Source organism: Crinalium epipsammum PCC 9333, assembly GCF_000317495.1.
Classification (GTDB): domain Bacteria; phylum Cyanobacteriota; class Cyanobacteriia; order Cyanobacteriales; family PCC-9333; genus Crinalium; species Crinalium epipsammum.
Map to the genome: position 1 here is coordinate 4,734,296 of NC_019753.1, position 24,716 is coordinate 4,759,011.

A 24,716-nucleotide genomic window follows, 5' to 3' on the forward strand; every position below is an offset into this window, starting at 1 on the left:
GTAGATCAAGGTTTCAGGCTTTCGGTGCGTAAGTCCTAATGCCTAAGAAGTCCGTTCTGCAAGAGTAGCGACAACGAATGCCAGTTGAGCAGGTTCTACAGGTTTGGTCAGATGCACTTGATATCCCGCATTGAGAGCATCTATTGCTTGATTACTTGTAATATATGCTGTGAGCGATGCTGCTGGAATTTGTCCGCCCAAACCTGGCTCAAGCGCCCTTACCTGATGGATTAAAGTATAGCCATCTTCTTTTGGCATCGCCAGATCAGATAACAGAACATCATACATTTTTGGGTTTGCTCTCAGTGCTTCCATCGCCAATTTAGCTGAGGATACTGCTGTTACTTCTGCTTGGTACTCTTCAAGGATGGTTTTGAGAACATCTAGGGTATCGGCGTTATCGTCAACTAAAAGTACGTGCAAGCCGGAAAGTGTCTCAATTTCTGCTAATGCTGGAGACGCTAACTTGCTCATGGCTAATAAGTTGCCATTACTCAGCACTAAAGGCTCTTCAAAGTAGGTAATTAGTGGTAGCCTGACGGTGATTGTTGTTCCCTGTCCTGCGCCTGGGCTTGAGGCTTCTACAGTGCCATTATGTAGTTCTACTAAACGCCGCACAATTGTCAGTCCTAATCCTAGCCCACCGTGCGATCGCGTATTGCTACTATCAGCTTGCAGGAAACGCTCAAATACATAAGATAAAAACTCAGCACTAATCCCAATTCCAGTGTCAATAATTTGAATTTGGGCAAGTGATTCAATAATCTCAAGTTCGACTGTAACTCTTCCTCCTTCAGGAGTAAATTTTATGGCATTAGCTAACAGATTCCACAGTACTTGCTGCAAGCGTTGAAAATCAGCAAATACGATTACTTCTGAGTAGTTAACAATGCTTTCAAGTTGAATGTTTTTTGCTTCCGCCGTCAGCAGTACCATTTCAATCGCAGCTTCAATTACAGTGATTAGATCAACTTCTGAGCAAATTAAATTCAACTTACCTGCTGTAATTCGGGAGATATCTAAAAGTTCTTCAATTAACTGATTTTGCGCTTTAGCACTGCGCTCAATCATTTCTAATCCACGGACGAGAGTTGGGTCTTCATATTGCCGAGAAGCAAGCAACTGTACCCACATGATAATGGCGCTCAAAGGCGTGCGAAGTTCGTGAGAAAGCACGGAAAGAAATTCATCTTTAGCGCGGTTGGCAGCTTCGGCTGAGGCGCGGACGGCTTGCTCGTGAGCTAATAATTTAGTACGTTCAATTTCAAATTGTTTACGCTCAGTAATGTCTGTAATTGCTAAAAGCATTAAAGTGTTGTCTTCTGGTGATTGAGAAATTGCCCAGGCATTGAGCAACATTGTCTTAAATCTCAATTTTTCAAATTCATGGCTAATTTCAAAATCAATTAATCCTTGATTTTCGGAAATTACTTTTGATAGTTCACGTTGCAATTCTGGAAGATTCCAAACGCCTTTTTGAATTTCTGTGAATAATTCTTGCTCTACCTGATTGGGGGTAACTTCAAAAGTTTTATAAAAGGCAATATTTGCTGTGATTATTCTTAAATTTGCATTGATTACAAGTAAAGGTTGTCGTACTGTATTCACTATGCCTTCAGAGTAATTACGGGCTGCTTTTAATTGCTCGGCACTGCGTTTAATGACATCAATATCAATTAATATTAGCACTGCCCCATCCAGGGAATTTTCACTGGTTATATAGGGTAAAATCCGTAGGTTATACCAATGAGATTTCAAATCTTGAACTTCTTGTTCAATAACAGTAGAAGTCTTAATTACCTGTAAAACTAATTTTGCTAAATTGGGAACGTTGATATTAAGCTTGATATTATTCAGGGGTCTTCCAATATCAGTGGGAAGTAGGTTAAGAATTTCGTCTGCTTTAGGAGTGAATCTGCGGATACATAAATCTTTGTCTAGCATGATAATCGGAAGATTAACATTACTAAGTAAGTTCATCAAGTCATTATTAAGCTGACTTGCTTCTAAGTTGTGATGGCGTAGTTCATCGTTAATTGTGTTTAATTCTTCATTAGTCGCCTGAAGTTCTTCTTTGGCGGTTTCCAGTTCCTCATTAGTACCTTGTAATTCTTCGTTGCTTGACTGTATTTCCTCGTTAGCAGCTTTGAGTTCTTGGTTAGTAAGCTCTTGTTCTTCAATTATTGATTGTAAATATTCTTTAGTAGCACTAAGATCTTCTTTAGCGATCGCTAATTCTTGTTTAAGCTGGATAATTTCATAATTTTGCGTAGCTTGCTGAGTTAACCCTCCAGTCTGTGGGCTAGTTAGCTGACCTGGGACTAATCGAGGACTAGCTAAATTAACTTCCTCAAATATAACTAAAAAATAACATTCTTCTGGTGATTTTATTGAAAAAGGAATAACTTCAATATTACAAGTTTTATAATTGTTTTTATCTTTGATTTGCAAACCTAATTTTTTGACCGATATCTTCTGATTTTGGGCATTGTAGATAGCTGTCCGCAAATCTAAAATTAAACCTTCACGCGCCATTTTGAGAATATTGGAGTTGGGCTTTCCTGGTGCAGGACGCAAATATAAACTGGTATCGCCTCTAAATAAAATAATATCGAGATCGTTGTTGATAACTACACTGCTAGAACCATACTTTTCTAAAATAATTCGGTCAGTTTCTTGCTGTATAATATTGGAACTTGTAGCATCAGAGTTGATTTTTTTACCGACCGTCATTTTGTCTGGCGGATATTTTTTGGAAACAAAGTCAAATTTAAGTTTAGTGGACAGCAATTTTTTAGTGTAAATCTTACATCGTTTGTCTACAGGTGCAAATAACTCCGATGTTTCACCTGGGCTTTCTGAGCTTCCTAGTACCAAAAATCCTTTTTCATTAATACTGTAATGAAATATCTGCAAAACCTGCTTCTGTAAAGCTGGTGTAAAATAAATTAATACATTCCGACAACTCACCAAGTCTAAATTAAAAAAAGGTGGGTCTTGATACAAGTTTTGTTTGGCAAAAATACATAATTCGCGGATATTCTTGCAAATTTGATAACCCCCCTCCACTTCAACGAAAAAGCGTTCTAGACGTTCTGGCGAGACATCTGCCATTTGTCTTTCGGTGTATATACCTTTACGGGCTTTATCAATCGCTACATCGCTGATATCGGTAGCAAAAATCTTGATTTGAGGTATATAACTTAAAGGTTTAGATATGGCTTTTTGTGGGGAATGCTGGGTATTAGGAATTTGAGCGGAAGAATTTTCTTGTTCTTTTTGTCCTTCTTTTTCAAGAAATTCTACTAAGCAAATAGCTAGAGAATAAGCTTCTTCACCCGTTGCACACCCTGCTACCCAAATTCTGATTGGTTCTCTGGCAAGTTTATTAAGCTTAATGCGGGAAAATATATTGTTTTTTAAAGCTTCAAATAAATAAGGATTGCGGAAAAAATTTGATACTTTAATTAATATATCTTCAAACAAAACTGACAATTCAGCAGGGTTTTCTTGGATATATTTAATGTAATCTTCCAGGGTTGAGAGTTTGTGCAAAACCAGTCGCCTCATCAAGCGTCTGCGTAAAGTCTGTTCTTTATAATTGCTAAAATTAACCCCAGTAGTTTGCTGTAACAAATCTAGGATGGTTTGAAAATTATCTTGGTTTTGAGGTACTTGCAAGAAAATTTTTTCCGGTTGAGAGTGGACGATGTAAGGATGTTTGCTAATATTTGCCAGTTCGAGGGCAATTTCTTGGGGTGTAAGAATGAAATCCACACTGCCAGTAGCAGCCGCTTTGTGGGGCATACTATCGAATTTTGCCGATTTTGTACACTGGGCAAAGGTAATGCCACCTGCGGCTTTGATGACTTCTATTCCAATGGTGCCATCTCCATCTTTACCTGAAAGAACTACTGCGATCGCTTTATTGCTACGATCTGATGCTAAGGAGATAAATAAAGCATCAATGGGCAGATATTTTCCAATAGTATCCGCGCGAGGCGTGAGTTTTAACACACCTCCAGAAATGATCATATTTGTATTCGGTGGAATAACATAAAAGTGGTTTGGCTCCACTAACATTCCTTCCTCAACTTCTGTCACTGGCATTTGGGTGGTTTTGGCAAGAATCTCCGTCAAAAAACTTTTATGATTGGGTGCTAGATGTTGAATCAGCACAAATCCCATGCCCGTATCATTGGGTATATTTTGGAGTAACTCTGTAAATGCCGCTAATCCGCCAGCAGAAGCGCCAATTCCAACTATCGGAAATAATTTATGATGTTTTTTTTGACTAGGCGGGGTTTTACCGGAAGAAGTAGTTGAATTTGATGACGATTGTTGAGAACCCCGTTGAGGAGCCATAGCTTTTTTTAGTAATGTTTCAAGGCTTAAAGAATCAACACACAACTTCTACCAAGTTTTTTCAACTATAATAAACCTCCTACTTTTGTAGAGACGCACCATGCCGCGTTTATACACTATCCGTCTGTAGTTGAATTCTAGGAATACAAACTGTGAAGGTTGTTCCTACACCCACTTCACTTTCAACAATAATATTACCACCATGTAATTCTATAGCTTTTTTGACAATAGACAGACCTAGCCCATTTCCCAAAATATTATCGACATTACTACAGCGATGAAATTCATCAAACAATTGGGATTGCTCTGAGTGAGGAATCCCAATTCCTTGGTCGCAAATGCTTAAAATAATCTGTTCTTGTTCAGATAAGACTGTAAATTTAATAGTAGTTCCTTTAGGTGAATATTTCACAGCATTTGTCAGCAAATTATTGATTATTTGTCCCATAAGTTGGTTATCAAATTCTACAAATAAATTTTGAGATAAACCAGCAAAGTCCAATTCCCACCTATGGTTTGAGCCAAAGCCTTCTACAATTTCCTCTAAAATCTGTTCGCAAAATAATTTAAAATCGAGAAACTGTGGCTTAAATCTTACTGCTGAATTTTGCAATTTACCGATGAATAAAACATCCTCCATTAGTTGAGTCATGCGATGGACTTGACTTTGAATTTGGTTGAAATATTTAAATTTCTTTGTGTTATCAAATTTATGGTCGTAATTTATAAGTAACTCAGTAGCGAGTAAAATTGTTGACAATGGGGTACGGAATTCGTGAGAAACTGTCGATACAAAGCGAGATTTAAGTTCACATAGTAATTTTTCTTTTTCCAACGCCTTAATAATTTCTGCTTCTGCCTGCTTACGTTCTGTAATATCTCTACTAATACCGCGATAACCTTGGCATTGACCATCTCTATCAAAGAAGGGAATTCCACTGCATTCTAGAACTAATAAAGTACCATCTTTATGGATAAAGGTATTTTCTAGACAGATAAAAGGTTGATGATGTTCAATTAAATCTGCTAAAATTTTAACACTATTTGATGTATCTGCTGGTGGCATTAAGTCAAATTTAGTTTTGCCCCAAATTTCTGATAACTGGTAGCCTAAAAGGTCGTAAACTTGTGGGCTGAGATATGTATAGATAGATAAATTGTCTATTTCCCAGATCCAATCGCTGGTGGATTCAACTAAATTGCGGAAACGTTCTTCGCTTTCCCTGAGTGCTTTTTCTGCCCAGTGACGCTCTACTATTTCGTGGCGTAATTGCTCGGCTGTTTGTTTTAGTTCTGCTGTCCGCTCTGCTACTTTGGTTTCTAGCTGCTCATGAGCTTTTTGTAAAGCTATTGCTGCCAATTTGCGCTCAGTAATATCACGAAAGCTGATGGCTGTACCAACAATTTTTTCTGCTAGAAATTGAGGTCTAGTATAACGCTCGAAATATCTGCCATCATTTAATTCTAACAAGTTATAAGTTTCGACATCTGGCTGGCTATACATATTGTTGAGCATCTGTTCAAAACTTGCCGGATCTTTCAACTGATTTTTGACAAATTCTATCTGCTCACTATAATTTCTTTGCTCTAAAACTGATTCAGGGATATGCCACATTTTGACAAATATATGGTTAAAGCTGATGATTTTCCCTTGAGTGTTTACAACAAGAATACCGTCAGCAGTTGCATCCAAAGTGGCACAAAGTATAGAAAGAGTGGTTTCAACGTTGCTTGATAATTGTTGAATCTTTTCTTCAGCAAGCTTTCGCTGTTGCAGTTCGGTTTGAGCTTCTTCTAAGAGTGATGCTTGCTTAATCGCGATCGCAATATGAATTGCTAATTCTTGGACTAAATTAATTTCTAATTGCTGCCATTTTCTTGGTGTTGAGCAATGATGCACAACTAACAGTCCCCACAATTCTTCTTGCTGGCGAATCGGAACTACCAGTTTTGCTTTAGCTTCAAACTCTTGCATAAATTCCACCATGCAAGGTGACAATTGATCTTGATCAAGATTGTGAATGATGCCAACTCGCCCTTGGCTATACATTTGATGGTACTCTTTGGGCAATACTTCTGCCGAGAAAGACCGCCCTAAAAGCGAAGGGTAATCGCCTATGACTGCCTCTTGCACAACGGTTCCGCACCGATTCCAGCCAAAACGATAAATTAATGCTCGCTCACAGTTAAGTAGTTCCCGTACTTCTAAAACAGCAGTGTGAAGTGTTTCATTTAATGAAGTTGCTTGATGAATACGCTGAGATATGCTGGAAATTAAGCGATCGCGCTCTAATTGTTCTTGCAATTGAGTTGTGTTTTTACGTTCACCTTCCTGTAGAGGTAGTGATAACTCGTAATTTGTGTCCAAAGCAAAATGTTTCATAGTTTTTAATTTCCTTATCCCATTAATTTTTGTAAAGGTACAGAAAGATTAAAGTTACTGCCCAGTGACAATTTGATGATTTTCTAATCGATTAAAACTTTTTTTGTTATTCAAATTTTTGACTAGATGCCCAGCTAAAGCATCATCCAAATAAGGCATTTCCTGATGGCAATAAGTGCAAAACCAGTAAATTTTGTGTCGCCGGATACATCGGACTAAACTTTGGGAACAGCATATACAAGTAGGCATATATTTTTAGTCTTAAATATTTTTTAATATAGCTTTTAAAAGTAAAAAAGTAGTAAATGTGAAATGTATTTTTATATAGCTTTTGGTTTAAAACATCTTAATATTAACCAATTATTAAATTTTGAGGAGATAAAATTTATTTATATTTTTTAAGTGTGATCTACAATACACAGATTTAAAAACTGATGTGAATTTATGTTATTTACCAGTTTTTTACTTTTTGGTTGTATACTTTCAACAGATATAAATCTTAATTACGGGGCAAAATTTAAAATGATAGTCTTTAATTCTGATTTACCTTCTCCTAAAAAACTTTGCTGTTTCTATACAAACCCTACTCAGCAGGTGCAAATTATTAAAATAACGAATATTCCCGCCTTATCTTGGGAAAAAACAATTTTTCCTGAACAAGGTATAGTGTTTGAAGCAGCGCCTGAAGCTAAACTAGAAATCCATACTAATGATTGTGTTACAGCAATTTTGGCTGATGTGATTTATTGCCAAAGTCTATGTGTGTTTGATCAATCTAATTTAGCTCAATCTAATATTTACCAAACTTGAGTTAGTAGCAAATATTTTGGTTGGAAACAATTAATTGCAAGTCAAAGGATTCAAAAATGGGTTACAAAATAGCCAATTTAACATTACCGTTGGTGATGGAAGAAGTTGAAGAAGTATTGCAAGATTATCCTCCTTATCCCTATCAAGCCGCTTTTTCTATTCATAAATTGCGACAACTACTAATTGCTGAGGTTCTGAGTCAAATCCCTAATGAATATACAGTAATTGAAGATACAGAAGAATTATCTATACAACATCAAAATTCCCACACTCCTTTACAGAAACGCTTGCAGAGAGAGATGATTATTCGCCAAAGTATTCTAGATATTCTCCAAAAAAATACCGAGTGGCATAGTTAGTTAAGTTACTTTTTTTCCCACTCACATACCTTGAAAATGCTTTGTGGTCGGCTGTTCGGGCAATGGAGGAAAAGATCACATTCTCCCGTCAAATGTCTGAGCGGATGAAAAACTACAATATACAAAGTGCAGTAGAAAAATATGAGGATCACGCTAAAGGTTTGGATGCAGAAGTAGCACTGATTCGAGGCATGATTCTCAACGGCTTTGCTACGAAACGAACCATTACTGAATCAGAAGAAGATCAGCCAGAGTCCCTATAGGCAAGTAAATCTAGTTTTTTTCAGCCAACGGGTTGAGACGATAACCTACACCGTAAATTGTTTCAATTAAATCCGACGGAGCTAAAACTTTTTTGAATTTATCACGTATGCTTTTGATATGAACCTTAATCGTATTTTCTCCTGGTGGCTCTTCAGACTGCCAAAGGTTTTCGAGGATAAAACGGTGGGTAAATACTCGTAGCGGCTGGCGCATAAAAAGCTCTACAAGACTAAATTCTTTGGCAGTTAGATTGACGGGAAAGTTATTATATGTTAGCTCATGGGTAATCGGATTAAGGCGCAATTTACCCCACTCTAAAATCGGGAGTAAGTTAACACTCCCTCGGCGTAGCAACGCTCGAATTCTTGCTAATAATTCTGCCAAATCAACAGGTTTGATTAGATAGTCATCCGCCCCAGCATCTAACCCAGCTACTTTGTTAGTGATACCGTCGCGGGCAGTTAGCATGAGAATAGGTGTAGCATTACCATGAGTGCGTAATTGTTTAGAAAAGCTAATCCCATCTAACATGGGAAGCATGACATCTAATAAAATTAGGTCATAGTTAAAGGTTTTAGATTGTAGCCAAGCATCTTCGGCATTTGCTACAACATCAACAACATAAAGTTGATCGCTTAGGGCTGCTGCCAGTGCTTCAGAAAGAGAGCTATCATCCTCAACTATCAGTATTTTCATAAGTAAGTCAACCTAATTAAACGTATTACCCCACCCCCAGCCCCCTCCCCTTCATAAGGGGAGGGGGAGATATTTGTTTTATCTTTTTTAATGTGGAGCTACTTAAAACCAAAATGGCACTAAAGGCTGCGGTACGGATAAAATGCAATGGATGAGGCAACATCTATAGTGTTGCATAACAATAATTATCTGCTCTGCCTATTATGGATTTTGCCAGTCTCGCAGCCCAGCTTAATGCCGGAACAATTTTGCCAGAGGGGATTGTAATTCTTACCCTGCTGGCGGTTTTAGTAGGTGACTTGATTGTAGGGCGGTCATCTGCGCGTTGGACTCCTTATTTAGCGATCGCAGGTTTGCTTTCCTCGGTTGTCGCCCTATACTCTCAATGGGATACCACCATCACTAACCCAATTTCCTTTTTGGGTAGTTTTAACAGTGATGCGATGAGTATCGTATTTCGTGGCATCGTCGCCTTATCTGCTACCGTCACCGTATTGATGTCAATCCGCTACGTTGAGCAGAGTGGTTCATCTCTAGCAGAATTTATCGCCATTTTGCTTAGTGCGACTGTCGGCGGGATGTTTTTATGTGGTGCAGATGAGTTAGTAACGATTTTTGTATCTCTAGAAACGCTAAGTATCTCCTCTTATATGATTACGGGATACATGAAGCGTGACCCCCGTTCTAATGAAGCAGCATTAAAATATCTGCTAATTGGGTCTTCAAGTTCCGCAATTTTTCTCTATGGTGTATCACTGCTTTACGGGTTATCTGGGGGAGAAACTCGCTTAAGTGCGATCGCATCAGGTATTGCTAACAACGGATCTAATGTATCCTTGGGTGTATTGATTGCTTTAGTATTTGCGATCGCAGGTATTGCCTTTAAAATCTCCGCAGTCCCCTTCCACCAGTGGACACCAGACGTTTACGAAGGTTCTCCTACCCCAGTTGTAGCTTTCTTATCAGTTGGTTCTAAAGCAGCAGGGTTCGCCTTAGCTATTCGCTTACTTGTAACTGCTTTCCCTTCAGTTACAGAAGAGTGGCATTTTGTCTTTACTGCCCTAGCAGTACTTAGTATGGTTTTGGGTAACGTGGTTGCACTTACTCAAACCAGCATGAAACGCCTCTTGGCTTACTCTTCCATCGCCCAAGCTGGCTTTGTGATGATTGGTTTAGTTACCGGAACCACTGAAGGTTACGCCAGTATGGTGTTTTACCTGATGATTTACCTGTTTATGAACTTAGGCGGTTTTATTTGTGTAATTCTATTCTCATTACGCACAGGAACCGACCAAATTAGCGAGTATTCCGGTTTATATCAAAAAGACCCACTATTAACACTGGGTTTAAGTATTTGCTTACTTTCCTTGGGAGGTATTCCACCACTAGCTGGATTCTTCGGCAAAATTTACATATTCTGGGCTGCTTGGAAAGCAGGCGCTTACGGGTTAGTACTATTAGGTTTACTAACCACTGTAATTTCCATTTACTACTACATTCGTGTCGTCAAAATGATGGTAGTAAAAGAACCCCACGAAATGTCTGATGCCGTGAAAAGTTATCCAGAAATTAAGTGGAATTTACGTGGAATGCGACCTTTGCAAGTCGGTTTAGTACTATCTGTAATAGCGACAACTTTAGCGGGCATTTTATCTAATCCATTGTTTACATTGGCGAACGATTCTATTACTCGTACCCCGATGTTGCAATCTACTGTAGTTAGTACTAAATTGCCAGCAGTTACACCTCTACAAGTTGCTAGAACTTTAGACGGAAAGTAAATCAGGTGTAATTAGGAAATGCTACACGGGCATCTTGCCCACAATAAAAAACGCCTAACAAATATGTCAGGCGTTTTTTTTCGTAGACTCCATTATTTTTGCTTTAATATCAATCTGTTTGATTGCACTTAAAGATGAGACATATGAGCCAAAATTAATTTTCCCATCTGTGTGCATCTGTGTTTATCTGTGCTACATCTGTGGTGAATTAACCAAACTTTCGGTTTTGCCAGAAGTCTATAATCACCAAAGTCAATTTCTCAATATTTGATACGCAACTGCGTATAAATTAAGTAATTTACTCCTCATCAGGTTGAATTTCGCTGACAACTTCATAAAAATTAGTAGCTGGGCTTTTGGCAAACAACGGTGTCATTTGTTTGATAATATCCTGTAAAGCTTCGCTTTGATTTGCTTCCATTTTTTCGGCACTTTCCCATAAAATTACAGCAATGCCTTTATCTGTTCCAGGTTCTTGTAACAGATATGCTCCTTTAAAACCATCTTTATAAGTTGAAACTGCTTTTTCAAATAGTTGTTCAGCTTCGTCAAATTTCCCTGGTTTAAATTCAGCCCTAGCTACATAGGCAAATTTATGTTTAAGAAAATCTAAAAATTCTGGCATTATTCCCTCCAAGCTTAATAATTTTATGCTAATAAAATATTATAACACTGGTGTTGCTAACTGATATTATAATTGAATCTCTTGCAAGTAGTTTTTTGATAATTAACCACAGATGTAACACAGATGGACACAGATGAATAAATGATTGTTGCTCGTATAGCTACTGTTTTGATTAACTGGCAACAATTTGATAGTGTTTACGTCTGATTAATTTAATAGCGTTTTTGAAGTAAAGATATGAATAAAATTCTTTTTAGGCTAAGTATCAATTGCTTAGGTATATTAATATTAAATGGCAGTTTTTACTCGGTAGCGCAAGCAAATCAACAGTCAAGATTAGCATTAACGCCTCAATCTCCTCAAGCAGAAAGCAGTAAACTTAGTTGCACTGAAGAAATTAATCAAGAAATTAATGCTGATGCTTTAGGCTTACTTCAAAAAGCTGACGATGATGCTAATAGAGCCAATATTTCACAAGCGGCTAATAAGATTAGACAAGCGATAAAATTAGCGCAAACTTTCAGAGGTAATCAATATAAATCTTATGTATTAGATGGGTTAGTAAATTTTAAGGGACAACCAAGATTATTAGATAAAATAGTTAACCAATCTGTCAAATCTGGTAATCAGGAGCAAGCCGCTAAAATCATAGACGAAACGCTCAAATTAACTCAAACACTCAATCAAAGCTATAGTAATATTAAAACTAAAGCTTTAACTGCGATCGCTCTTTATTATACCCAAATTAATCAACCATCTAAGGCTATTCCAATCCTAGCCGAAGCTGTTAAAGCAAGTTCGTTTATCCAAAATGATGAGTTAAAAAGTTTTGCTTTAATTAGCATAGCAAAAAAATATCTCATAGTTGGTAAATCAGCAACAGCATTAGAAATTTTACCTCAGTCGCTTCTCTTTGCTCAAAAAGTTGCTAACTCTTATAAACAAGCTGAGATTTTACAAGAAATTGCGATTATTTATGCTAAAACAGGAAAGGATAAGCAAGCAATTGATCTTGCTAAAAATATCGGCAATGGTGAGTATAAAACTAAAGCTTTGAGCGCGATCGCATCCCAATATACAAATAATGGTAAACTTGCACAAGCTCTCCTGCTTAGTCAAACTGTCTACAATACAGATGAGAAAGCCTTAGTTTTAGCACAAATTGCTGCTAAGTATGCCCAAGCTAAACAGCTAACTCAAGCTGCAACGGTGTTTTCCAAAGCTTTGAATCTTGCTAAAGCTTTAAAAAATGAAGAATTATTAGCTAATGTTGCGATTGTTTATGGTAAAGCAGGACAAATAACGGCTGCACTTAAAGCTGTGCAAAGTATAGAAAATCCTGTTAATAAAGCTAAAGGTTTAGCTGCGATCGCACCATTATATGCTACTGCTGGACACCAACAACAAGCTAACCAAATATTAGCTCAAAGCATAGCATCAATCAACGCAATTCCAGACACTTTCCAAAAAACTGTTACCCAGCAAGATATTACTCGTAATTTTACTACAGCTAGACAATATGACTATGCTATTAAAGTAGCTCAAACAATTATAGATCCTTTTGATCGAGCAAAAGCCTTGAGAGATGTTGGGATTCAAGCAGTGCAAGCTAAAGATTATAACAAAGCATTGCAAATTGTCCAAACTATTAATAGTAAATATATTGACGAGAGAAATATTGTTTTAAACAAAGTTGCGATCGCACTTGCTGAAGGTGGAGAATATACAAGAGCGTTGCAAACTGCTCAAAAAATCCAAAATTTCAATTCTACCTATACTTATAGAGCTAAAACCTTAGCAGCTATTGCCAAACAGTATAGTAAAACCAAACAACCACAGCAAGCAGCAAAGGTATTTTCTCAAGCACTTCAAACAGCAAACACCCTCGCGTCACCAGACGCAATTGCTAAAGGTAAAGCAGAAATTGCCCTAGAATATGCCTTAGCAGAACAAGCGAATAAAGCGACTGAAACATTAACCCAGGCGTTGAAATTAGTACCAAATATTAAAGATTCTTCCCTATCTCTTGCTACCTTGCAAGAAATCACCAACTTGTATTTAGAAGCAGGACAATATAACTTAGCCTTGCAGTCTATCAAAGCATATAAAAATCCTGTTTATAAAAACGGTATATCACAGGAATTAGCTAATAAATATCTGGATGCGGGACAATACGATCAAGCAATGCAATTAGTTAATACCTTAACAACTCCAGAAGATAAAACTAGATTGTTAGTAGCTATTGCTGGTAAATATATCCAGAATCAGCAAAATGCTAAAGCTAGTCAGGCATTAAATCAAGCATTACAAGTTGCTAAGACTTTAAAAGATCCTGAATCTAAAGTAATGGTATTTAAAGTAGAAACAGATAGCCAAGGCAATGTGATTAGCAAAACAGAAGTAGAAGATCCTTATGATCGCGCCAGTTTCTTGGAAAGCATAGCGATTAATTATGCTCAAGCGGGGTTGAAGAATCAAGCTCAACAAGTTGCACAATTAATCAAAACTCCTGCCATTCGTAGTCAGTTAAATCAACGCTTAAACTGTTATGCGAAAGGTTAAAAGTTAGGCATAACTAAATCTATCACTTTCCCCACTTTAGCTCGGCGAATATAACTGTAGGTTGCACGAATATGTGGCAAAAGTCAATAAATCTTGTATTTCTATCTGAGATTTTAACATTCTAAGCTAATTACTGCTAACCTTAAAGTAGCTTTGTGTGATTTTTTCACAAATTCTTCAGGTAAACCTAAGAGATGAGTCATGCTTATCGAGTTTAGTGTTGGTAATTACAGATCGTTTAAAGAACAAGTCACCTTCAGTATGGTGGCAGCTAATCTTGTGTCGAAGGACAAAAGCCTTGATGTAAATAACGTTTTTGCTATAGATCAGGAACTAAAGCTACTTAAGAGTGCTGCGATATACGGAGCAAACGCTAGTGGCAAAAGTAACCTTGCCAAAGCATTAAGCTTTATGAAAAGGTTTATGGTTAATTCGTCTAAAGAAACTCAAAGTACCGATGAAATAAGCGTAGAACCTTTTAGGCTAAGTACAGAAACCGAAGGAAAGCCATCATACTTTGAATTGGTATTTTTGATGGGTGGGCGCAAATATAGATATGGATTTGAAGTAACTCAAACAAGAGTTATATCGGAGTGGTTATTTTATGTGCCTAATGTGAGGGAAACTAAGCTATTTGAGCGCAAACTTGACAATATTAAACTATCTAAGAATTATGATGCTGATGGTATTCAACAAAGAACTAGAAGTAACGCACTCTTTTTATCTGTTTCTGCTCAATTTAATGTTGATCTTGCAGAGAAGATTTTAGAGTGGATAACTGATAAGTTGAATATTATTTCTGGTTTACACGATGAAGATTACTTAAATTATACAGTCAGATGCTTCATAAACAATAAGAATAGGGCTGATATTATTCAGTTGATCAAGAAGCTGGATTTAGGAATCAGCGAGGTACAAGTTGAACAAGAAGATTTTACAATTGATTCCTTGCCTGATGAAATGCCAGATGAGCTTAAGAAGTTTATTGCCAAAGTAGGTGGAGGTAAAGCAACTTCAATAGGTATTTCTCATCGAAAGTTCGACACTGATGGCAACTACAAGTCAATTGAAGAATTTGATTTGGAAAGCCATGAATCTGAGGGTACAAAAAAGGTTTTTGCCTTAGCTGGACCGCTCATAACCGCTCTTAAAGAAGGAGAAATTTTAATTATTGATGAGTTTGATGCAAGACTTCATCCCTTGATTAGTCTTGCAATTGTTAAATTATTCAATTCTGAAGAAGCAAACCCAAACAATGCTCAATTAATTTTTATGACACATGATACTAACTTACTTAATAATAAGGTTTTTCGTAGAGATCAAGTTTGGTTTACTGAAAAGAATAGATACGGTGCAACAGATTTGTATTCTTTAGCAGAATACAAAATACGTAATGATGCCTCTTTTGAAAGCGATTACATTAAGGGAAGATATGGGGCAATTCCATATATTGGCAACCTAAATCACTTGATTGAATCCAATGTCTAGACGAAGGACAAGTTCTGGTGGGTATTCTCCTAGAAAAGTTAATACTAGGGAAATTAGACAAAGATTCTTAATTGTGTGTGAAGGAGAGAAGACAGAGCCTAACTACTTTAGGAGTTTTCGCGTCCCAAAGAATGTTGCTGAAATAGATGTTAAAGGATTAGGAGAAAACCCTAGCAAGCTGGTAAACAGTGCAAAGGAACTGAAACAACAAGAAGAGTACGATCAGGTATGGTGCGTTTTTGATCGAGATGCTTGGACTCCAGAAGATTTTAATAATGCTATCAAAAAGGCTGAGAGTCAGGGGTTCAAAGTAGCTTATTCCAATGAGGCATTTGAACTATGGTATGTCCTTCATTTTGAGTTTCTCAACACTGGTATTCCTCGAAGCGACTATCTTCAGAAATTGAATCTTCACCTTAATCGAAAGTATCAGAAAAATAGTGAAACAATCTATGATGAGCTATTTGAAAAACAGGCTACTGCTATTAGAAATGCTATAAATTTACTCAATCAATATAATCCGCCCACTCCTGCTAAAGATAATCCCTCTACAACAGTGCATCTGTTAGTACAAGAACTCAATAAGTTTGTTCAATGAAGATCAGTACTTAGGCTTTGCGTAAGTACTGTAAGGTGCGTTACGCTGCGCTAACGCACCCTACCCACTGTAGATTGTACGGATAGGTGGCGAAAGTCAATAAATCTTGTATTTTATCTGCATAGCCTACGGCAAGCGCTGAGGCGCTATATCTGCGTTTATCTGTGGTTAAGAAAGCGTTCTAGAAACCAAACTATGATTTTTGCAATTCATAACCACTGGTTGAGATAATCATCAAGCAACTGGTTAAGCAATGGTTGAACATTTTCGTAGTTCTCTATGACTCGACGGGGAGGGCGACGATTATGGGCAACACAGTTACGCATTGCCTCAATAGCCTCCATCCGGGCTTTCAAACCTGCGAGCAAAACTGCATCATCTTCATGTTCAACTGGAACACGGCTTAGCTCTGCACGAAATACTTCATATGTTTCAGTATTTTTGATGTTTTTTACGATGTCAGCTATCTTCAATTCAGGTCGCTGATTTAAACCTACATACTGACTAAAGGTCAAATGAAAAAATTGGTTTTCTAGTACTGCTTTCATCTGCTCTGGTTTAGGGCGCTCTTTAACCATTGGCTGTGTAGATTCTTCACACAGCAAATCAAAAGGATTTTCATCTTGATAGGCGTAGAGATAAATCAGTGTCAGAACACGCCGTAATTTCATTTCGAGAGCAAAGATTTCTTCAGCCCAATGAGCGAGATTAGCTTGTAATAAAGAGTCTTCAAATTTAACGATATGAGAAATCGGATTTGTATTGTCTATTAACGCCTTAGCAAATTCATAAACAACCGTTTGAGGCTCGTTTGTTTCGTTTGGTAAATCTAGCGAAAAGCCTAAAAGGACATTCTGTGAACTATTACCGGATTCGTCAACTGACTGATTTCCTAGCCTTTCAGTAGAGAGGATAATCATTTGCTGAACTTCTTCAGACTCAAATTCGTTAAGGTTGTCCTGTAGAACAGTGGTTAGTGTATCTGACAAGACTTCATGAATATTGGTGTCGGGTTCCTTCCGGTAAAGGATTAAAAACTCAAACATCATAATGGGGCAGATCCTAGCAGTTGTTCTTCAAACCATTGCTTTGCCGCTTGCCATTCTATTTCGGCTTCAGATCGCAAGTTTCGGGCTTCTCGTCGGCGACGTTGCACTTCAGAGACAATTGTTTCCTGAATAGAGATTTCTGGTATGGGAACTACAACATTCTCTAACTCTGACTTGATAATGGCAGGATAATTACCGCCACTGGAACGTTGAAGCATCTGCTGAAGACAAAGCTGAGAACGAAGAATGCACCAAAGATATTCTCGATTCACCAACTTGCTTACATAACGAATTACAGCAAAACCAGTTGATGCAATGCAGCCATCAAACTCACCAGATAGATGGGCAATAGAACCATGATGGGGTCGAGTGAGACTAACGATAATGTCATCCTCCTGGACAACCATTCGAGCACGACTAGGTGCTTCTTTTACAGGAATTTCAACCCATGTGGCTTCTCCTGTTTCTGGTCTCACATTACTAATTTCGATGTAACGGAATGTGCTTTTTTCATCTTCTTCAGGCTTCCAAGTTTCTTTAGAAAAGCCAACTATCGATCCTATAGGTACTGTTGTTGTTGTAGAAAGTAATCGACTAATCTGCTTGAAGCTAGGAGCATGAAAATGTGGATCAAGTCTTCTATTAATACTAAAATTCTGTATAGCGAATACATTGCGATCGTCTTCACCAAAGCGATTAAGTCCGAGAGTTGTTAGCAAATAATTATCAAGACTGGAAAGGAGAGTGTCGGCTTCTGCTAGTTTTTGTTTTCGCTGCGATCGTGCCTTATCCATCGCAGTAACAAGTTCTTCTTGTTTAGCTGTCGGTGGCAGAGGAAATTCGAGAGCTTCTACGTCAGCTAAGTTAGTGCGACGTTGAAGTCCACCCTTTTTAATTCGTGTGTAAAGCTGCTCTCCAAGTTCGGTACTAAATAGATAAAAAAGATACCAAGTTAAAATTTTGTTTTGTGTAAGGGGAGAAAGAATACCTACTGCTCGATTTGCCGTAGTTGGAGGAAAGTCATCAGGAACAATTGCGCTATTTCCTATCGATGCCATAACAGAAAAGAGCAAATCGCCAGGTTTAATGTGAGACCTTTCAATTTTTGCAAAGTATCTATGTGAAATGTAAATCGGATCATCTGAAATGATCTCACCTTCACAAAGATCTTGTGCTCTGAGATATCGGACTCCTTCCTCTGGGGTTGAAAGCTCTTCACTAGGTAATCGGCTATGATCGCCATCTCGAACATCAAAGTGTCTACCAATTATGGAAATAGGAAACTTTGAAAGTTCTAGCCAGTTTCCAGAGGCAAAGTAGCTTGCATCTAATCTGTCTCCAATTTCGCCCCGTTTAATAGCAAAGAAGTGATTGATTTCACTCTCAACGGGGCTTAGACGAAAAAAGGTGCTGCATCTTTTTGAAACTCACGCCACTGAGCAACCAACCCCGTATCAGGAATAATCTCTCGATGGCGTTCACTCCATCCAGGTGTCTTGGGGTTAACCGTATTCCATTCAAAATAAACACGGTAATCGAATAGATCGCAGCTATGCCGCTCTACTTTCTCTCGCTCTGGAATTTCACTTTCAACAGTTACATTAAAAGTTTTTCGTCCCGTTGCGTCATACCCAATATTTTCAGCCAGTGCCATAAAGATCGGCTGATCGTCAGGTACTACTTCCTCATCCTTTAATCTCCGTAGAAAAATGATACTGGCTTTCACTCCTGCATCGTAGTAAGCAAAGGCAAACTGAGGTAAACTTACCACTGCAAGAATTTGAAAATGGGACAGCATCCAATCTCTTACCCCTTGCAGAGAGGAGTTTGTTAAAATCCCATCCGGTAAGACGATCGCCGCCCTGCCTTCACCGGGCTTTAGATATAACCAAATCCGTTCAATAAACAAGATTTCTGTTTTAATGCTGGTACGAGCTTTTACCGCTTTTGCTCCTCGCTTTGCATCCCTTTCACCCTGGGCGGATTCATCCGGTTCTGTACCCGTTGTTGCTTTATTGAGATAACGCCGCAAATCAAACTGATCAAGGTAGCCCTTATCTTTTTCGGTTGCTTTGACAACTGAACCAAACGGGGGATTCGTCAGAATCAAATCAAACTTACCTGGAACAAGATCAGGCTTAATCGCTTTTATTTTCTCAAGAAAATCAAGAGCATCATGTCCCAAAATATTAGTATGACCATCATCATGAATGATCATATTCATCTTGGCGACACGAGCTAATTCTTCATTAATTTCAATGCCAAACAAATTTTTTTCAGCAAATTTATGCCAGTCATCTTTGTGCCTTTCCCGCTCGTCTGGATCAGTTTTATACTTAGGAAACCGATGATCAGCTATCTTCCGAATGTGATCAAGCGAGTAGAGTAAAAAACCTCCAGATCCACAAGCCGGATCAAGAATTAAATGCTTGCGTTCTGGGTTGAGAATTTTAACAGAAAAGGCGATCAGTTCGCGGGGTGTAAAATACTGACCAAAATCACCTTTGAAGAATCCCCCCATAAACTCTTCAAAAGCTACTCCTTTTGTGTCCAGTTCAGTGCGATCTAGGGATATTGCTTCCAAGTGTTCAACAACCTGAGCTAACACGGGAGGATCTACATTGATAGGCTCAGTAAAAACTCCAGGCTCAAGCTCTTGTTCAGTTTTATAAAGCTTAAAAATACGTTTAGCTAGTGCGTCACTACTTTCCTCTTCTCGACGCTGAAATGCGTAGGGCTGATTATCTTCCAGCTCCGGATTTTTTTCGTCCCGATACTTAACGAAGACAATTTTGCAGAACTCACCAAATGCAGCGATTGGACTACGACGACCTCCTTCCCAAAGAGTCTGATGGCATTTACGAATGGCAGAGCGTAATTCCTCACGGGGGACAGCAGAGAGATCCTGCCCTGGTCTGTTTTTATAGAACCGCCATTCAGGAGGCTTACCGTATCGTTTTGGAATATCTGTAAGATGGTTCCGATCTCGCTCACCCGGCGGAAACTTGTCAAAACGCAGCAGGCGACGGGTTAAACCTGCGATCGCACCACAAAAAGGAGCACCAAGACTTGCCCGATTTCCACAAGCTTGCTCAATCGATTGAGCAAACTCAGCATCACTGATGTCTGCGCGTTTAACTTCAAAGACAAAATAAGGGTCTTTAAACTCGTCGTCTTTGTAAACCACCAAGTCAGCATAGTCATTAGGGGTACGCCGTGGTACGTTGACCTCAAATTTGATGCGGTTTGGATCGTATTCATACTTATAAATCAACTCAGCCCAAAACTCAGCCCTAACCTTCTCTTCTGGGTCAGACCATCTTTCTGAATGATCAGTAGCGATATAGCGTATACGTTCCCTACTGCCTTCGCCAATAAGCTCAGCATGACCATCTTCAATTGCCTGTTCCAGGTAGGTTTTGGGAGTTTCAGCCGACATTACTATTCATTAACTTAATCTTATTCTAGTTATAGTTTAGACCTCAATCACCATGATATTGTCTATTGTCAGCTTAATTTTTGTATTCAACGTCAGATGTGCTGGATACCACCCCCGATATCAGTCTTATCTAGCAGCATTAACCCTGGGAAAGAAACTGATAGCTGAGGTGCTAACCGCTATAAAATATCAGATTGTATTTAAAAACGAAAATTGAGCCAGTTACTTTTTCAAGATTTCCAGCCTTTAGCCGCGATCGCAACTACTCCTAGCGGTGCAAAAAAACTACAATTACTGTGTCAAACTGCTGGCGCTACCCTCTGGATACCAGAATCTTTAACTGGAATTGAAAATGCCCAAGTATATACAGGTTCCTTAAAAACTCACTTAGCGAATATTTGGCAGGAGTATCGCGCTTTTGTCTTTTGTTTAGCTACAGGCGCAGTAGTACGCTTAATTGCACCATTACTAGAGCATAAATCCGTTGATCCTGCTGTTGTAGTGATTGATGAGGCAGGTCAGTTTGTAATTAGTTTATGTAGTGGTCATCAAGGCGGTGGTGATAATTTAGCCCAATTAATCGCCCATCAGTTAGGCGCAACACCTGTATTAACTGGTGCTGCATCTAGTTTAGGTTTACCAGGAATTGATGTATTAGGAGTACCTTTCGGTTGGTGTCGCGGTGAGGGAAATTGGACAGAAGTTAGCGCAACTATAGCGCGTGGTGAAGCCGTGCAGGTAATTCAGCAAGCGGGTTCTACCCTGTGGCAAAAGCATTTACCGGAAAAGCATCCATTGATTTTTGAAGAATCTTTATTATCCACAAAAAACCCCTCCCCACCTCTTACCCCCCTCCCCGTCAACGGGGAGGGGCTGGGGGTGGGGTTCTTTAATCAGCAATTCAAAGCTAAGATTTGGATTACTCCAAATTTATTACAACTACCTGATGCGACACTTCCCCAAGTACAATGGCATCCGCGAGTGTTGTGGGTGGGTGTTGGTTGTGAACGTGGAACACCAAAACCAGCAATTGAAGCCGCTATTGTTGAAGTATTAAAAGCTAATAATTTAGCTGAAAGTGCGATCGCAGGTATCGCCACTATAGATATTAAAGCTGATGAGCAAGGGATAATAGAATTGTGCAGCGATCGCAATCTTCCTTTACAAACTTTTCCGGCATCAGTACTAAATTCTGTAAATGTTCCTAACCCTTCAAAAGTAGTAGCAGCAGAAGTAGGCACACCTAGCGTATCAGAGGCGGCGGCTTTATCTGCTGCAAAATGTCAAAGTTTGTTAGTTACTAAACAAATTTTCTACTGTGATGCAGAAGGTAAATTAATTCAAAATACCTCCCCTGATCAAGATAAGGCTAAAATCCCAAATCGTCAGGGTGCAGTAACAGTTGCGATCGCACAAGCAGAACAAGAATATACTGGTCGCACAGGTTATCTATATTTAATTGGCACAGGACCAGGACAATTAGATCAAATGACTCCAGCAGCGCAAACTGCTGTAACTCAAGCTGATGCAGTGATTGGCTACTCTCTATATATTGATTTAATCTCGCCCTTGCTGCGACCAGGGCAAATAGTAGAAGCTTTACCAATAACCCAAGAACGTCAACGTGCAGAACGTGCGATCGCACTGGCACAATGGGGTTTAAATGTTGCTGTCGTATCTTCTGGCGACTCTGGGATTTATGGCATGGCTGGATTAGTACTAGAACAACTTAGTACTCAAAATTGGGATGGTAAAACCCCTGGAGTGCAAGTATTCCCTGGTATTACAGCCTTACAATCTGCTGCGGCGCGTGTTGGCACACCTTTAATGCACGACTTTTGCGCCATTAGCTTAAGTGATTTATTAACACCTTGGGAAGTAATCGAAAAGCGGTTAACAGCAGCAGCGCAAGCAGATTTTATAACAGCATTATACAATCCGCGATCGCAAACTCGCACACAACAAATTGCGATCGCACAAGACATCTTTCTGCAACATCGCCACCCAGATACACCAGTTTCAGTTGTTCGTTCTGCCTATCGAGATGACGAACAAATTACCTTAACAACACTGGATAAATTATTAGATGCGCCTATTGATATGCTAACCCTAGTACTAATTGGCAATCAAAGTACTCGTATCCATAGTAATTGGATGATTACGCCTAGAGGTTACTTAGGATTTGGAAATTGATCTTCCAAATAGTTTTTGTTGAAAATATCCCCCTGATTTCCCTTTAATAAATCAGGAGGATAAACTTTAACTAAGCGATAAAATGCCTCAAACAGCGTCAGAAAAAAAGAAGTTCAACACACTTGTAACAATAGTTAGAACAATTGAACCGAGTAATGCAGGCAAGAAACCCGCAACGTCAAAACCAGGCGTAATTGCACCTGCCAACCAAATTGTGATGGCATTAATCACAAACAAAAATAAACCTAAAGATACTATCGTCAACGGCAAAGTCAGAAGTACTAAAATCGGTTTTACAACTGCATTTACTAACCCCAACATAATTGCAGCTATCATAGCAGCAACAAAACTTCTAACCGCAAACCCTGGAACAAAATACGCTGTAATCAGTAGTGAAATCGCTGTCAGTAACCAAGTTACCAAAAATCTGGGCATAACGCTTGTGACACCTCAATTAATAAATACAGAATTTTAGCTGCTGATTTTGATGAAATATAATACTAATTTATCAATATATCTGATCTAAAATGAAGCGAATTGGTGTAATCGGTGGTGGACAGTTAGCTTGGATGATGGCTGATGCCGTCAAGAAGTTAGGCATTGAATTAATTGTACAGACACCCCACGCAACTGATCCCGCAGTAGCGATCGCAACTGATACTATCCTAGCTGCTGTTGCTGATGCCACTGCTACAGCACAGTTAGCAACTCGCTGTGATGTAATTACCTTTGAAAATGAGTTTATTGAAATAGATGCTTTAACGCTTTTAGCCGACGAAAGAGTTTGCTTTCGTCCCCAGTTAAAAGCATTAGCGCCCCTACTTGACAAATACGAACAGAGATGCTACTTAAATCAACTAGGTTTACCAGTTCCAAAGTTTGCAGCTTTAGAAGATAGCAACAGCCAAGAAATATTAACCCAGACTCCAATTGTGCTGAAAGCTAGAAGGCACGGCTACGATGGTCAAGGAACTTTTATTATTAAAGACCAAAACTCTTTAAAAACTAAGTTAGAGCAACTTCAACAGACACCACTGCTAGTGGAAGAATTTGTACCTTTTGAGCGAGAATTAGCTGTAATTGCCGCCCGTTCCGTTGCTGGTGAGGTGGTAGTTTATCCAGTAGTGGAAACGCAACAAGAAGATCAAGTTTGCCGCCGCGTGATAGTTCCAGCCGAGATTAATAGTAAATTAGCAACAGAGATCGAGGCGATCGCACATACATTATTAAATAGTCTGCAAGTAGTGGGACTTTTTGGCATTGAGCTATTTCTTACCCGTACTGGCAAGATATTAATCAACGAAATAGCACCACGCACCCACAATTCAGGACACTTTACCCTAGATGCGTGTGAAACTTCCCAATTTGAACAGCAACTCAGAGCGGTTGCTGGTTTACCTTTAGGTAATACAGCATTAAAGTGTCAAGGTGCTGTGATGGTTAACCTACTAGGTTATGAACATTCCCAGAGTGATTACACAGAAAAACGCCAACAATTAGCCGCGCTACCTGAGACTTACGTCCATTGGTACGGTAAAACAGAATCGCGTCCTGGTCGTAAACTAGGTCACGTCACCGTTTTACTAGATTCAGATAACCGAAGTGAAGCAGAAGCGATCGCTCAGAAAGTAGAATATATCTGGTATAGCAGTTAGCGGTTAGCATGAGCGCAGTTAGCTTGAGAGCGTAAGTATTATTCTCCCTCTTCCCTCCTCTCTCCTCCCTCCTCTTCACATCTTCCCGATCAAGCTTTATAATAAAAACATAGGTTCGACTGCGACGTTGGTGACTGCCAATAACGTTTTTTGATCTATGCTTTGTCTTTAAGGGAATCAAGATTTTCTAACAGCAGTAGACCGAGCAAGTACTCGGAAACTTTAAGTTGGAAGCAACGGTACCCACCTGGATTTATCCAGGTCATAAACTGAGGTAAGACGGCGTTGCGGTTAGCCTACAAGATATTGAATCCCCTAGTCCTCAAGATTAGGGGATTTTTAAATGACCAATGACCAAATTATGTAGCACTGTGTATCAAACTTGGCGAAATTTTGACCCACAAAGCGTTAGGATGATTTAAATCGCACCGAAAAAGGTTAGAGATTAC

The 24,716-nt window shown here is 38.9% G+C and carries 18 protein-coding genes and 1 other RNA gene; 10 read left to right on the plus strand and 9 right to left on the minus strand.

The features are described 5' to 3' along the window. Positions 1-42: 42 nt before the first annotated feature. From CRI9333_RS20595 to CRI9333_RS25925, 3 genes are all read right to left on the minus strand, one after another. Complete coding sequence (locus CRI9333_RS20595; protein WP_015205087.1) at positions 43-4,365, minus strand: chemotaxis protein CheB; 4,323 nt, start codon at positions 4,363-4,365, stop codon at positions 43-45. A gap of 109 nt (positions 4,366-4,474) precedes the next feature. Continuing rightward, positions 4,475-6,748: a sensor histidine kinase gene (locus tag CRI9333_RS25180; RefSeq protein ID WP_015205088.1), complete on the minus strand. Its 2,274-nt coding sequence runs from the start codon at positions 6,746-6,748 to the stop codon at positions 4,475-4,477. Between the two features lie 54 nt (positions 6,749-6,802). Then, complete coding sequence (locus CRI9333_RS25925; protein WP_071881134.1) at positions 6,803-6,997, minus strand: hypothetical protein; 195 nt, start codon at positions 6,995-6,997, stop codon at positions 6,803-6,805. Between the two features lie 273 nt (positions 6,998-7,270). On the opposite strand from CRI9333_RS25925, the gene CRI9333_RS20605 reads away from it, so the two are divergent. The 3 genes from CRI9333_RS20605 (at position 7,271) to CRI9333_RS26945 (ending at position 8,180) form a co-directional block, all read left to right on the plus strand. After that, on the plus strand, positions 7,271-7,558 hold the full coding sequence (locus tag CRI9333_RS20605; RefSeq protein WP_071881159.1) for a DUF1830 domain-containing protein: 288 nt from the start codon (positions 7,271-7,273) through the stop codon (positions 7,556-7,558). A 56-nt stretch (positions 7,559-7,614) separates the two neighbouring features. Further along, positions 7,615-7,917 (plus strand): hypothetical protein, encoded by a 303-nt coding sequence (locus CRI9333_RS20610; protein WP_015205090.1) that lies wholly within the window; start codon positions 7,615-7,617, stop codon positions 7,915-7,917. Between the two features lie 62 nt (positions 7,918-7,979). Continuing rightward, entirely contained in the window at positions 7,980-8,180 is a 201-nt protein-coding gene (locus CRI9333_RS26945) for a hypothetical protein (protein ID WP_157462361.1), read from the plus strand. A gap of 10 nt (positions 8,181-8,190) precedes the next feature. Here the strand turns inward: CRI9333_RS26945 and CRI9333_RS20615 are convergent, their stop codons facing one another. Next, positions 8,191-8,877, minus strand: a complete 687-nt coding sequence (locus CRI9333_RS20615) for a response regulator transcription factor (protein ID WP_015205091.1) — start codon at positions 8,875-8,877, stop codon at positions 8,191-8,193. Positions 8,878-9,080: 203 nt separating this feature from the next. Here CRI9333_RS20615 and CRI9333_RS20620 point away from each other — a divergent pair, with 203 nt between their 5' ends. After that, a complete protein-coding gene (locus tag CRI9333_RS20620; protein ID WP_015205092.1) occupies positions 9,081-10,658 on the plus strand; it encodes an NAD(P)H-quinone oxidoreductase subunit N in 1,578 nt (525 codons plus the stop codon). A 298-nt stretch (positions 10,659-10,956) separates the two neighbouring features. On the opposite strand, the gene CRI9333_RS20625 is transcribed toward CRI9333_RS20620, so the two are convergent. Continuing rightward, positions 10,957-11,283 (minus strand): putative quinol monooxygenase, encoded by a 327-nt coding sequence (locus CRI9333_RS20625; RefSeq protein WP_015205093.1) that lies wholly within the window; start codon positions 11,281-11,283, stop codon positions 10,957-10,959. Positions 11,284-11,520: 237 nt separating this feature from the next. On the opposite strand from CRI9333_RS20625, the gene CRI9333_RS20630 reads away from it, so the two are divergent. From CRI9333_RS20630 to CRI9333_RS20640, 3 genes are all read left to right on the plus strand, one after another. Then, entirely contained in the window at positions 11,521-13,845 is a 2,325-nt protein-coding gene (locus CRI9333_RS20630) for a tetratricopeptide repeat protein (RefSeq protein ID WP_015205094.1), read from the plus strand. 201 nt (positions 13,846-14,046) lie between these two features. Continuing rightward, entirely contained in the window at positions 14,047-15,333 is a 1,287-nt protein-coding gene (locus CRI9333_RS20635) for an AAA family ATPase (RefSeq protein WP_015205095.1), read from the plus strand. Then, the gene (locus CRI9333_RS20640) at positions 15,326-15,931 is read left to right on the plus strand and encodes an RloB family protein (RefSeq protein ID WP_015205096.1); all 606 of its coding nucleotides are present in this window, start codon (positions 15,326-15,328) and stop codon (positions 15,929-15,931) included. Before CRI9333_RS20635 ends, CRI9333_RS20640 begins: the two co-directional genes overlap by 8 nt. Before the next feature lie 209 nt (positions 15,932-16,140). Here CRI9333_RS20640 and CRI9333_RS20645 read toward each other — a convergent pair whose 3' ends face one another. Genes CRI9333_RS20645 through CRI9333_RS20660 form a run of 3 tightly spaced genes read right to left on the minus strand, consistent with a single transcriptional unit; the run spans position 16,141 to position 20,419 of the window. Next, positions 16,141-16,980 (minus strand): hypothetical protein, encoded by an 840-nt coding sequence (locus tag CRI9333_RS20645; protein ID WP_015205097.1) that lies wholly within the window; start codon positions 16,978-16,980, stop codon positions 16,141-16,143. After that, complete coding sequence (locus CRI9333_RS20650; RefSeq protein WP_315863874.1) at positions 16,977-18,356, minus strand: restriction endonuclease subunit S; 1,380 nt, start codon at positions 18,354-18,356, stop codon at positions 16,977-16,979. Before CRI9333_RS20650 ends, CRI9333_RS20645 begins: the two co-directional genes overlap by 4 nt. A 17-nt stretch (positions 18,357-18,373) precedes the next feature. After that, entirely contained in the window at positions 18,374-20,419 is a 2,046-nt protein-coding gene (locus CRI9333_RS20660; RefSeq protein WP_015205098.1) for a restriction endonuclease subunit M, read from the minus strand. A 213-nt stretch (positions 20,420-20,632) separates the two neighbouring features. On the opposite strand from CRI9333_RS20660, the gene cobJ reads away from it, so the two are divergent. Beyond that, on the plus strand, positions 20,633-22,612 hold the full coding sequence (gene cobJ / locus CRI9333_RS20665) for a precorrin-3B C(17)-methyltransferase (RefSeq protein ID WP_015205099.1): 1,980 nt from the start codon (positions 20,633-20,635) through the stop codon (positions 22,610-22,612). A gap of 87 nt (positions 22,613-22,699) precedes the next feature. Here cobJ and CRI9333_RS20670 read toward each other — a convergent pair whose 3' ends face one another. Further along, positions 22,700-23,047, minus strand: a complete 348-nt coding sequence (locus CRI9333_RS20670) for a phage holin family protein (protein WP_015205100.1) — start codon at positions 23,045-23,047, stop codon at positions 22,700-22,702. Between the two features lie 92 nt (positions 23,048-23,139). On the opposite strand from CRI9333_RS20670, the gene CRI9333_RS20675 reads away from it, so the two are divergent. Next, entirely contained in the window at positions 23,140-24,267 is a 1,128-nt protein-coding gene (locus CRI9333_RS20675; RefSeq protein WP_015205101.1) for a 5-(carboxyamino)imidazole ribonucleotide synthase, read from the plus strand. Between the two features lie 113 nt (positions 24,268-24,380). Further along, positions 24,381-24,565, plus strand: a non-coding RNA gene (gene ssrS, locus CRI9333_RS25930) — 6S RNA. Positions 24,566-24,716: the final 151 nt, after the last annotated feature.